At 43.4% G+C, this 12,774-nt stretch carries 11 protein-coding genes and 1 pseudogene; all 12 read right to left on the bottom strand.

Annotation, left to right across the window (positions count from 1 at the left end):
* Positions 1-88: 88 nt before the first annotated feature.
* Positions 89-442 (bottom strand): hypothetical protein, encoded by a 354-nt coding sequence (locus EKC99_RS14040; RefSeq protein ID WP_163152456.1) that lies wholly within the window; start codon positions 440-442, stop codon positions 89-91.
* A gap of 261 nt (positions 443-703) precedes the next feature.
* Entirely contained in the window at positions 704-904 is a 201-nt protein-coding gene (locus EKC99_RS14035) for a hypothetical protein (protein ID WP_035067565.1), read from the bottom strand.
* A gap of 5 nt (positions 905-909) precedes the next feature.
* Positions 910-1,212 (bottom strand): ferredoxin family protein, encoded by a 303-nt coding sequence (locus EKC99_RS14030; RefSeq protein WP_006319754.1) that lies wholly within the window; start codon positions 1,210-1,212, stop codon positions 910-912.
* Entirely contained in the window at positions 1,194-2,489 is a 1,296-nt protein-coding gene (locus tag EKC99_RS14025; protein WP_043966842.1) for an FAD-dependent oxidoreductase, read from the bottom strand. The genes EKC99_RS14030 and EKC99_RS14025 overlap by 19 nt, the downstream gene beginning before the upstream one ends.
* On the bottom strand, positions 2,482-3,531 hold the full coding sequence (locus EKC99_RS14020; RefSeq protein ID WP_163152455.1) for an electron transfer flavoprotein subunit alpha/FixB family protein: 1,050 nt from the start codon (positions 3,529-3,531) through the stop codon (positions 2,482-2,484). The genes EKC99_RS14025 and EKC99_RS14020 overlap by 8 nt, the downstream gene beginning before the upstream one ends.
* Positions 3,532-3,543: 12 nt before the next feature.
* Positions 3,544-4,356, bottom strand: a complete 813-nt coding sequence (locus EKC99_RS14015) for an electron transfer flavoprotein subunit beta/FixA family protein (protein ID WP_163152452.1) — start codon at positions 4,354-4,356, stop codon at positions 3,544-3,546.
* A gap of 98 nt (positions 4,357-4,454) precedes the next feature.
* Positions 4,455-5,603: a saccharopine dehydrogenase family protein gene (locus EKC99_RS14010; protein ID WP_163152451.1), complete on the bottom strand. Its 1,149-nt coding sequence runs from the start codon at positions 5,601-5,603 to the stop codon at positions 4,455-4,457.
* Between the two features lie 13 nt (positions 5,604-5,616).
* Positions 5,617-7,092, bottom strand: coding sequence for an aldehyde dehydrogenase family protein (locus EKC99_RS14005; RefSeq protein WP_019417797.1), 1,476 nt, complete (start codon positions 7,090-7,092; stop codon positions 5,617-5,619).
* Positions 7,089-8,714 carry a thiamine pyrophosphate-binding protein gene (locus EKC99_RS14000; protein WP_075039355.1) on the bottom strand — a complete coding sequence of 542 codons (1,626 nt, stop codon included), beginning with the start codon at positions 8,712-8,714 and terminating at the stop codon, positions 7,089-7,091. The genes EKC99_RS14005 and EKC99_RS14000 overlap by 4 nt, the downstream gene beginning before the upstream one ends.
* A gap of 89 nt (positions 8,715-8,803) precedes the next feature.
* Complete coding sequence (locus EKC99_RS13995) at positions 8,804-10,183, bottom strand: APC family permease (protein WP_163152449.1); 1,380 nt, start codon at positions 10,181-10,183, stop codon at positions 8,804-8,806.
* 14 nt (positions 10,184-10,197) lie between these two features.
* Positions 10,198-11,640, bottom strand: coding sequence for an aldehyde dehydrogenase family protein (locus EKC99_RS13990; protein ID WP_035067577.1), 1,443 nt, complete (start codon positions 11,638-11,640; stop codon positions 10,198-10,200).
* Positions 11,640-12,686, bottom strand: a pseudogene (gene gabT, locus EKC99_RS13985) (4-aminobutyrate--2-oxoglutarate transaminase); the annotation flags it as partial. The pseudogene gabT and the gene EKC99_RS13990, both read right to left, overlap by 1 nt.
* Positions 12,687-12,774: the final 88 nt, after the last annotated feature.

Below are 12,774 nucleotides of genomic sequence, written 5' to 3'. Positions count from 1 at the left end.
TTATATTTCTTTTTTTGTTTCATATCGGACACTTCCTCTCTTATCTTTTATGATAGAGAGTTAACTAAAAGCTGTCCATAAAACTATACTAGCACCACTCAATATCCTTATTATTAATACGTACTAACTTATTCTTCTTAAAAGTATATGTTTGCGTGCTATATTCTTCGCGAACCTCTCCCGACTGGAAATCTTCTGTAATTATCTTTGTTGAAACAATTACTTCTTCAGTATCATTAGTCTTGTTGTCAATTTTAACACTAGTTTCAAAAGATTTTTGTCCAACCTTTTTCCTATTTTCCATACTATATACAGGCATGACACTTGTATAAAACAACTCCCTATTTGAATACTTTTCTTTTGCTAAAACTTTTGGAGATATTGAAGCAAAACATAAGACAAAGCAAAAAAACAAAATAATTTGTTTCCTTATCGCAACCATGTACACCCTCCCATTTCAAAAAGAATTTACAAAATAATCATAAAAAAAAAAAACATCCGTCAACCTCTTTTTTAGAATAAATTGGTTCTTCACCAAAAGTTGTGCTTGATTTTTTCGTAACATGTCCCACTCGCGCTTGTAAGGAAAAAATCAGTAAATCAATGATTTTTGCAAATCCTTGTCCAGGATAACATATCGCTTGTCAAGTACATGTTGTGGTGATGAACCAATAAATTGTATATAAAGAAGCAAAAAACCACCCTACGATAAAGGGTGGCTTACATGAGAAGAACCGCGAATCGTTTGTTTTTTTGTTAGTTCTTCATCGACTGTTAATAACGTTTTGTTTTCCCAGCTGACGAAGTAATCTTCCCATAAGACGTGGCAACGGTCATCGGTTACTTCTAGCACAATGCCTCTCGTTCCATCCAAGTAGACGACGCAATCTCCGATGTGAAACATAGCGATCACCCGAGACGGAAGACGATGCCATGACCACCGCGTGGATATTCCCACCGAATGTTTTCGTGCGGACAGCCGATGCGACAGCTGCCGCACTCATGACAGCCTTCATAGCCAACATGCATGCGAATATCTTCCCATTTATAAACAGCTGCTGGGCAAAAAATGGTACAAATTTTATCGGGACATTTCGTTAAACAAATGTTGTCATCAAGCACGTGAAGATGCGATTTCGTATCCGCATTAAAGCGAACTAAATATTGCTTTTCTTCAATCGTTTGCGCCTTCATCATTTCATCACCTTCCATGCTTTCATCATATCGCGCGCCAGCTTAAACTTTTGTTTCGTCGAGCCAAGATCACGCCAAATTTTTTTCTGTTTTTCCCATTTCGATGCCCCGTCCACCGTAAACATTTGGCTTGCTGCGCGGTTGAGCATCGGGATGTATTGTTCAAAATATTGTGGGAACGATTCAAAATGATGGGTCGCATCTTTATATTTTTTCAAGTCTTGCCCAATAAAGCTTTCCATCAGTTTCATTCGGTATTGATCAAGCATGCTTTCGGAAAAGTCGTTTTGCTCTTTTGCCATAATGATTGTTTCTGCCGCTAACCGACCAGAAGTCATCGCCATATTGGAACCTTCGCGATGAATCGCATTGACAAGCTGTGCCGCATCCCCAACAACAAGCACCCCGTTGCCTGCCACTTTCGGAATGGAATGATAACCACCTTCTGGGATCAAGTGTGCTAAATATTCGACAGGTTCACTCCCTTGAATGTATGGACGAATCATCGGATGATTTTTCACATACTCAAGTAGCTCATACGGCTTGATTTTATGTTTAATTAATCCAGATAAAAGCGTACCGACACCGATGCTGAGCGTATCTTTATTCGTATATAAAAATCCTGTTCCTAAAATCCCCTTTGTCGCATCGCCAAAAATCTCAATTGTACAGCCTTGATTGGCTTCAAGATTAAAGCGGTCTTCAATCACGTTTTTATCTAGTTTTAAAATTTCCATCGTCGCTAAAGCGACTTCATCTGGCCGCCATTCGCGATGAAACCCGAGCTGTTTCGCTAAGAGCGAGTTGACGCCGTCTGCTAACACGACTACATCCGCGTAAATGTCGCCATCTGGTCGGTCTGTGCGAACACCGATGACGCGGCCGTTTTCAACGATGCATTCGACCGCTACCGTTTCACAAACGAGCAATGCTCCTTGTTCGACTGCTTTTTCGGCAAACCATTGATCAAATTTGGCACGCAATACGGTAAAATTGTTATACGGCTCGCGTCCCCACTCTAATCCTTTGTAACTAAATGTCACCGCCGATTCTTTATCCATCATCATAAATCGCTGCTCGACGATTGGGCGCTCTAGCGGTGCTTCTTTATAAAACTCTGGGATAATGTCTTCCATCATTTTTCGATACAATACACCGCCCATGACGTTTTTCGCTCCTGGATATTCGCCGCGCTCTAAAAGTAACACGTTAACCCCTGCTTTTGCTAGTTCATAGGCACAAGCTGTTCCAGCTGGTCCTGCGCCAACAACGATACAATCAAATTTTTCAGGCATGGCGGATCTCCTCCTTCACATCGGCAGCTGCTTTTATCTTCGGAATTTCTTCTTTCAATCGTTCAATTAAAAGCGGGACAATTTCAAACGCATCGCCTACTATACCGTAGTGGCATGATTGGAAAATCGGAGCGTTCGGGTCTTTATTGATGGCGATAATGAGCTCCGAATTTTGCATGCCGACAACGTGCTGAATTGCTCCGGAAATACCGATCGCAAAATAAATTTTCGGCGTGACAGTCACACCGGTTTGTCCGACTTGGTGATGATGATCAATCCACCCTGCCTCTACAACATCACGGCTCGCTCCAACGGCACCACCAAGCACTTCTGCGAGCTGATGAATGAGTTGGAATCCTTCTTTGCTGCCCATCCCTTTTCCGCCAGCAACAACAATGTCCGCTTCGTCAATACGCACTTTTTTCGCTGTCTCTCTCACAATCTGTAACACTTTCGTCCGCATTTCTTCTTCGTGTAACTCAATATGCTCCTCGATCACGCGACCTGTGCGCGACGGATCTGGCGGTAGCGCTTTCATTACTTTTGGACGAACAGTTGCCATTTGTGGACGATATTTTTTACATAAAATCGTCGCCATAATATTTCCACCAAACGCCGGGCGGCTCGCTAACAGTAACCCTGTATCTTCTTCAATATCAAGTATTGTCGTATCCGCTGTTAATCCTGTCGGTAAATCGGTTGCGATGGCACTCGCCAAATCTTTTCCAGATGGCGTCGCCCCATATAAAATGACTTCTGGTTTATGTTTATGGCAACAATCAAGCAAAGCGCGCATATATGGTTCTGTTCGGTAATGTTCAAAAATTGGATCATCATATACATATACAACGTCTGCACCATATTGAAAAAGTGTTGGGGCAAGTGCTTTTACACCACTACCAATGACAACTCCTGCGAGCTCTGTTTTACGTTTATCTGCTAGCGCCCGTCCTGCTCCTAATAATTCTAACGATACAGGAGCAATTTGCCCATCTTTCACTTCAATGTATATCCATATCCCCCGATAATCATCGAAATTCATGCGCTACTCCCCCTATACAAAAAGCTCTTTTTTCTCAAGTATAATAGACAACAGTTCGTTCACCTGCTCTTCTTTTGTTCCTGTTAATATTTTTCCACCTTCTGGCTTCGGTGGTGCCCATACTTTTGATACAATCGTTGGGGATCCTTTCAATCCTAGTTGTTTGCGGTCAACATCTTCTAAGTCGTCTGCAGTCCAAATCGTTGGTTGATATCGTGCGGCTTTAATCATGTTTGGCAATGGTGCAAAGGAGATGTCATTGATGTCTTTTTCGACAGTAAACAAACAAGGTAATTGTGATTTTACCACTTCATAACCATCTTCTAATTTGCGATGAACGATCGCATACCCTTTTTCTTTATTCACTTCAACAACTTTGTTTACACCAGTTAGAGGAGGAATGTTTAAACGACGTGCAATGCCAGGTCCGACTTGCCCCGTATCCCCATCGATCGTCATTTTTCCACAAATGATGAGGTCAATCGGACGATGTTTGGCGATTTTTTCGAGCGCCTTTGTAAGCGCATAGCTTGTAGCGAGCGTATCAGCTCCGGCAAATGCTCGGTCTGAAATCATATACCCTTCATCAGCCCCGAGCTCGATACATTTTTTAATGGCTTTTACTGCTGGTGGAGGACCCATTGTTAAAACAGATACGATTCCACCGTACTTCTTTTTTAAACGAGCAGCTTCTTCTACCGCATGCGCATCATACGGGTTTAAAATAGCAGGAGCACTCGCACGGTCCATCGTGTTCGTTTTCGGGTTCATTTTAATAATTTTCGTATCTGGCACTTGCTTAATACAAGCTACAATATGTAGCATATGTTCACCTCCAAATCTATTTCATGTATACATATTCTAGCATAATAAACAAATTAGTCGTCATAACAATCAGAAAATTTACCATTTTGTTCACAATTTCAACGAATAGTCGCTCGAATGACGACACCGCGACGAACCATTTCTTCAATATAGCGATCTCCTGGAACGATTTGTTCAGGTGGATATGCCCCGCGCTTTTGAATCGTTCCGTCACCAATCATTTGTGCAACGACAGAAACCGTATAGGCCGTTGAACGTGCCATTGCCGTGACTTGTTTTTGACGGTCTTTCTCTGTTACCATTTCGTACTCGTACGTTCTTTCTTTCCCATCTTTTTCTCCCGACACAATTACGCGCAACAAGACGACATCGTCTTTTTCTTTTAAATCTAAAAGTGGCGTAAGTACTTTTAACAATACGTCACGCGGACGTACGATTGCTCCGTCGACTTCTACTTCGTAGTCTCGACGCGTGAATTGTAAATCGACAAGAAGCTGAAATTTTTCTGCATGACCAGGATAGCGAATCGTTTTATATTCCAAACATTTTACATGCGGGTAAGAACGCGACAACGTTGATGTTCCTCCTGATGTATGGAACGCTTCAAGCGGTCCAAAACGCTCAAAATAAATCGTTTCAACTTCTGATAAAGACGGTACTTGTTGCTTTTGTCCATCACGAATAATTAAGGATGGATCGGTGTAATGATCGAGTAAACCTTCAAGCGAAAAGACGTGATTATATCCAAGCGGCGGTTCTGGCCGAAGAGGAATACCGCCAACATATAATTTAATGGTATGAACGCGATCCAGTTGACTCGCTCCATATCCTGTTAAAATATTAATCATTCCAGGAGCAACACCTAAATCTGGAATTAATGTAACGCCTGCTCGTTTTGCTTGTTCGTGTAAAGCGAGGACACGATCTGTCATATGCCCGATATGGCCCCCTAAGTCTACTGCGTGTACACCCGTTTCAATAGCCGCTTTCGCTACCTTTTCGTTAAACGTATAAAAAAGTGCATTAATGGCTACATCATGCCCATGCATCGCAGCCCGCAGTTCTTGATCATTCGCTGCATTCACTCGCTTCACTTTCACTTTTTCTGATGCCAACGAACGTTGAACGTTTTTCGCTTTCTCCTCATCGACATCCGCAAGTGTTACGGATAATACCCCTTGCTGTTCAATTAAATCTCGCACCGCTTCTTTTCCCATTAAACCTGCTCCAAGAACAATGACATTCATCGTTTAACCTCCTTCACACATCAATTTGGGCGCGTTGTAATTTGCCACTATAGTCAACGTAAATGCTTTTCCACTCCGTAAATACATCGAGTGCTGCGACACCTGAATCACGATGTCCGTTGCCTGTTCCTTTCGTTCCACCAAAAGGCAAATGAATTTCTGCTCCTGTCGTTCCTGCATTCACATATACAATGCCCGTATCAAAATCACGCATCGCCGTAAACGCTCGATGAATATCTCGTGTAAAAATGGCACTAGAAAGCCCATAATCAACGCTGTTATTCACTTCAATCGCTTCTTCTAAACTACGAACGGATATAATCGATGTGACTGGACCGAAAATTTCCTCTCGCGCAATTCTCATCGTCGGTGTAACGTTTGTGAACAACGTTGGAGCGTAATAAAACCCACCTTTGTATGGCTCATCTTGCAGCATATACCCACCTGCAAGTAACGTTGCCCCTTCATTTCTTCCGATTTGAACGTAATGATGAATTTTTTGTAACGCATCTTGATTAATAACTGGTCCGACTTTTACTCCTTCCTCTAAGCCGTTCCCAACTGTTAATGTGCTTATCGCTGCGAGTAACCGTTCTTCTACTTGTTTTTTTACATGTTCATGAACAATAATTCGGCTACATGCGGTACAACGCTGACCTGATGTACCAAAAGCACTCCATATAATGGCTTCTACAGCAAGCGCTACATCGGCATCATCCATGACAATAATGGCATTTTTCCCACCCATTTCAAGCGATACTTTTTTCAAATGACGTCCACACGTTTCCGCAATGCGCCGTCCAACTTCATTGGATCCTGTAAACGAAATGACTTTTACATCTCGATGCTCAACAAGCGCTTCACCCACTACAGAACCGCGTCCATGTACCACATTAAATACACCGTTTGGTAAACCTGCCTCCTCAAATATTTGCGCAAGTTGCTGTGCCATGATTGGTGTTTCTAGCGCTGGTTTCCAAACAACTGCATTGCCGGCAACGATAGCAGGAAATGACTTCCACGTTGCAATGGCGATTGGAAAGTTCCAAGGGGTGATTAATCCGACGACACCAATCGGCGCACGGACGCTCATTGCGAACTTATTCGGTAACTCTGACGGAGTTGTATCGCCAAATAACCGTCTCCCTTCCCCTGCCATGTAAAACGCCATATCAATTCCTTCTTGTACTTCTCCACGCGCTTCCTCAATCACTTTTCCCATTTCCATCGTTAATAGGCGAGCCATTTGTTCTTTTCGCTCTTGTAGTAACATGCCCACCTTATAAAGCACTTCAGCTCGTTTTGGTGCTGGAACGAGTGCCCATGCTTTTTGGGCTCGTTTTGCCGCCAACACCGCCTGTTCGACATCTTGTTCATTTGATATTGTCACTTCTCCAATACACTCACCATTCGCAGGATTCACAATCGGCACAAACTGATTGCTGACCGATGACACCCATCGTCCGTCTATATAGTTTAATACTTTCATTGTTTTCCTCCCCTCGCCTGTTCAATTGTTAAAAATGGAGATAATACGTTCGGATCTGTCATAACTTCAATCACAGTTGGCTTATTGTTTTGGAGTGCTGTAGTAAACGCGGATGAAAATTGTTCTCCTGTTTCTACACGCATACTATCAGTTCCGAAGCAACGCGCTATATTTGCAAACGATATATTGCTGAAATCTGTTCCAATGACGCGCTTTGGATAACGAAGCTCTTGATACATGCGAATCGTTCCGTACATTTGATTGTTAAACACCACACTAATGATAGGAATGTTATATCGAACGGCTGTTTCTAGCTCTTGGATCGTCATCATAAACCCGCCATCTCCGCTTAATGAAACGACGGGACGATGTGGATTTGCCAATTTCGCACCAATCGCTGCTGGTAATCCGTATCCCATCGCTCCTGATGTTGGCCCAATATATGTATGTTGCTGAAATTGAAAAAATGAATGGAGCCAACTTGCGAAATTGCCCGCATCATTTGTAATGATCGCTTCGGATGGGAGAAGATGTTGAAGGATGTGGATCATTTCTTCGTTTACATTCCGTTTCATGGACGGAAGTGACGAAAATCGTTCGTATGTTTTCCGCCGTTCTTGTACCCAATCTGTCCATGACGGGTGAAGTTGAATATTTAACAACCGACTTAACGCCTCTTTCGCATCAGAAACAACCCCAATATGCGGAGAATATGTTACACCGATGACATCGTAATCGATATCAATATGAATGAGCTGTTGCGTCGATAATAACTTATAATCTTGTGTCGTCACTTCTGACAAGCGCGTACCGATGGCTAAAACAACATCTGCTTGTTCCACCGTTTCAATGATCGCTCGTTGCGTTCCTAAACCAAGATGACCAACGTAAAGAGGATGATCGTTTGGAAATACATCATGTCGACGAAAAGAAGACATGACGGGAAGTGACCATTTTTCCGCAAATAAACGAAGGACGTCTATGGCTTTTGACCATATAATTCCTCCACCTGCAATGACAACCGGTCGCCTCGCTGACCGCAACAACTGCTCAATGCGTTGAATATCCTCCTCGTTCGGTGCTGGTTTTGGAACAATCGTTTTTGAAAACGTCACGTGATCGACTTGTTCATGAAGAACATCTTCAGGAAGCGCAACGACAACGGGCCCAGGCCTTCCTGTTTGAGCAATTCGAAACGCCCGTGTCAACAGCTCCGGTAACCTTTGTGCATCGTCAATCTCTACTGCCCATTTGGCTAGAGGACGAAAACATGCTTCAACATCTATTTCTTGAAAGCCTTCACGCCCCCGAAACGATCGTGCAACTTGTCCTAACAATACAACCATTGGCGTCGAATCTTGTCTTGCTGTATGAATACCGATGGCAGCATTTGTTGCTCCTACCCCTCTTGTCGCCATCACCACACCGACTTTTTTGCTCGCTTTCGCATATCCTTCTGCCATAAATGCGGCGCCGCCTTCATGACGAGCAGAAATGAGTTGGATCGTTTTCTCAGAAAAAAGGGCATCAAGGATCGGTAAATAACTTTCTCCCGGCACACAAAAAACATGAGAAATGTCCTCACTTTTTAAACATTGAACGATCGCCTCCGCTGCATTCACTACAAGCCCTCCTTTCTTTTTGTATCATGTATACACAAATGAAATCGTTTTATGACCTCACAAACAAAAAGAGGAGCATATTCGCCCCTCTACATCCGATGTACATGTTCTGTTTGCTCCATTGTTTTCGTTTTTATTCGTGCGATAAAAAATGCTCCAATCACCCACCACCCGATAAATATGAGCCACTCATACGGCCAGACAAGCTGAGATGGCATACCTGGCATGTATAAGAAAATAAATCCGATCGACAATACGAGCGCGATCCAACCGACAGCTGATGATTGACCGACTTGAAACGGGCGTGGCATATTTGGTTCTTTTTTGCGCAATGCAATAAATGATAAAGCAACAAGGAAATAAGCAATGATGATTGAAAAACCTCCTGCATCTACAAGCCAAACAAGCATTGGTCTGCCGAGTAGAGGAGCGAATGTGGCGAGCGTTCCAATGAATAAGATCGCATTGGATGGTGTTTTGTATATTGGATGAATGCGGGCAAACCATTGTGGAAGAAATTTTTCTTGCGCCATCGCATAAAGCACACGGCTACCACCGATAATAAAGGCATTCCAACTCGTTAAAATGCCAGCTAATCCTCCGATGATGAGCACCTTTGAGAAAAACGAACTACCTAATGCTACAGCCATCGCGTCCGCTGTTGGAAGCGATGAGTTTGTCAACACATCATCCGGCAAAATGTATGATACTGCGAAAACAACCGCGACATAAAACAAAACAGCTAAAGCGACAGATAAAATGAGAATTTTTCCAATCGAACGTTGTGGAATTTTCATTTCTTCTGCTGTTTGAGGAATGACGTCAAAACCGACAAACATAAATGGAGTCATAACTAACACAGCGAGTAAGCCGGCCGACCCATCTTTAAATAATGGCTGTAAATTTGATGTTTCTCCATTTATGAGTGAGCCACTTAAAAGTGCCATACCGACAAGAAAGATGACAAACGTCAATACGACTTGCAAAAAGGCTGCGCTTTTTACCCCACGATAGTTGATCCATGTGATGATGATTGAACCGATCATGCCAATCATCACCCATGAGACGTTCACATCCCAACCTGCAATCGTCCAAAGATAGCCAAATTTAAATGTTGGGAATAAGTACTCAATCACTGTTGGGAGCGCAACAGCTTCAAATGCTACAACTGATAAATAGCCAAGAGCAATTGCCCAAGCAGCGATAAACGAAGCCTTAGGTCCGAGAGCTCGCAAAACGAAATAATGTTCCCCGCCAACTTTCGGCATGGCTGATGACAACTCCGCATATGTCAAACCAACAAAAATAACAAGAATTCCCCCGATTAAAAAGGCAATGATCGCTCCGAGTGAACCTGCACTCGTAATCCACGTACCTGAAAGCACAACCCATCCCCAACCAATCATCGCTCCAAATGCCAATAACAACACATCTAATTTCGTTAATACTTTATGAAACTGTTGATCCATTACATATCCCCCTTTCACATATTTGGATGTGGCCGAATAGAAATCGTTTGATACGCAGTAAAAAATTCGATGGCCGCTTGCCCTTGTTCACGCGTGCCTGAGCTGGACTGCTTCATCCCGCCAAACGGTGCTTGCGGTTCCGCACCGCCTGTCTCGCCGTTCACTTGCACCATTCCCGCCTCGATATGTTCAATAAAGTAAAGCGCTTTCGATACATCATTTGTAAATAGCGACGCGCTTAAACCGTAAATGCTGTCGTTTGCCATTTCAATCGCTTCATCAATGGATGCCGCTTCTACAATCGATAGGACAGGACCAAATATTTCTTCTGTCGCAATAATGGAGCGATGGGAGACAGAATCAAATACAGTTGGCTCAATATACCAACCTACATCATCGTTCGCTCCCCCTCCAATCAGCAGCCGTCCTTCTTGTGTTCCAATATGGATATAACGCTGAACCGTTTCAAATTGTCCTTTCGAGACAACCGGCCCCATCGTCACTTGTTCGTCCATTCCATTTCCAACTCGAATACGTCTCACCTGTTCCATCACATGCGTTCGAAATACATCGATAATCTCTTTCTCAACAAATACGCGACTCGTTGCCGTACAACGTTGCCCCGTTTGTTTCATCGCTCCTTCTACAACGAGTCGAGCCGCAAATTCGATATTTGCATCTTTTAAAACGATAGCTGGATTTTTTCCACCGAGTTCAAGTTGATATTTCGCCCCACGAGCTGCTGCTTTTTTTGCAATTTCACTACCAATCGCATTCGAGCCTGTAAACGTAATCGCATCGACATCTTTATGTTCGACAATGGCATCACCAATCGTGCTTCCACGGCCGACAACAAAGTTTAAAACTCCTGGAGGTAAGCCTGCTTCTGCAAACAATTCAACGATGCGAGCCCCTGTAGCGCTTGCTTCTAGTGCAGGCTTAAATACAACCGTATTTCCATAAACGAGGGCAGGGGCAATTTTCCATATTGGAATAGCTAGCGGAAAATTCCATGGAGCAATCACAGCCACAACCCCGACAGGCACACGTTTTGTAAAAAATAAATTTTTTGCATCAAATGACGGTAACACTTCCCCTACTTTTCGCAACCCTTCGCCGGCATAATAACGTAAAATAGCTGCGCTACGATATACTTCTCCTTTCGTTTCAACAAAACGCTTCCCCATTTCTTTCGTAGCCAATTCCGCCAATTCATCCGCGTATTGCTCAAATAAATGAGCGACTTTTTGCAAATACGCACCACGCTCCGGGGCAGCCGTTTGCGCCCACTTTTTCTTTGCTTTCACCGCAGCAAACACCGCCTCATCCACATCATGAACAGATGAACCGGCCACGATCGCAACAAGCTCTTTTTGATCAGCTGGATTGTATCGCTCAATCGTTTCACTTTTCCCTTTCAACCATTGACCATCAATGTAGTTTTTCACTTCACGCATCATTTCACCACCTTTTGTTGTACTTCTGCTAATAGTTGATGTAAAATAGAGAAACCTTTCTGTAGCTGCTCATCCGTCATCACAAGCGGTGGTAAAAAGCGTACAACGTTGCTGTATAATCCAGCGCTTAAAAAGATCGCTCCGCGCTTCCATGCCTGGGAAACGATATATGCTGTTTGTTCTTTCGCTGGCGTTTTTTGCTCCCGATCTGTTACAAGCTCGATCGCACACATCGCTCCAAGCCCGCGCACATCACCAACGATATCAAACTGTTGCTTCATTTCTTCTAAAAGCGTCATCATTTTTTCACCAAGATGACGGGCACGCAAAATAAGCTGTTCTTCTTCAATGACATCTAAAACAGCGAGCGCAGCTGCACATGCCAATGGACTTCCAGAAAACGTACCACCAAGCTGACCAACTTCAGGGGCATCCATTATTTCACTTCGGCCAACGACTGCACTGATCGGCACACCCGCTCCCATCGACTTCGACAATGTCATTAAATCAGGTGCTACACCGAAGTGTTCCATCGCAAACATACGCCCGGTTCGAGCAAAACCAGTTTGAATTTCATCAGCAATCATCACGATGCCATGCTCGTCGCAAATGCGACGAATCGCCTGCATAAATTTCGCCGATGGAACGACAAATCCACCTTCTCCTTGTACAGGTTCAATAATGATCGCGGCCACATGATCAGGCGCCACTTCCGCAGTAAAAAACTGTTGCAGTGCTGCTATTAACTGTTCATCCACCTCATCTGCCGTTTGCCCGTTTGCCCGATAATAGTATGGATATGGAAATTTATACACCTCTGGAGCGAATGGACCAAATCCTTTTTTATATGGCATCACTTTGCTTGTTAGCGACATCGTTAATAGCGTCCGACCATGATATCCACCTGTAAATGACACAATCGCCGGGCGACCTGTATACTTTCTTGCAATTTTCACAGCGTTTTCTACTGCTTCAGCACCACTATTTAAAAAGATCGTTTTTTTCGGAAAGTCACCCGGTGTTAGCTCATTTAATTTTTCTGCCACGGCTGTTGATTATCCAAAATTATGAATACTTCTCCCATAAAAATGGGCATGCTCAAATAAGACAGATACCATCTCTGATTTCCAATCG

This window comes from Anoxybacillus sp. MB8 (assembly GCF_011006755.1).
GTDB classification, from domain to species: domain Bacteria; phylum Bacillota; class Bacilli; order Bacillales; family Anoxybacillaceae; genus Anoxybacillus; species Anoxybacillus gonensis.
This window is presented reverse-complemented; position numbering and strand designations above follow the sequence as displayed.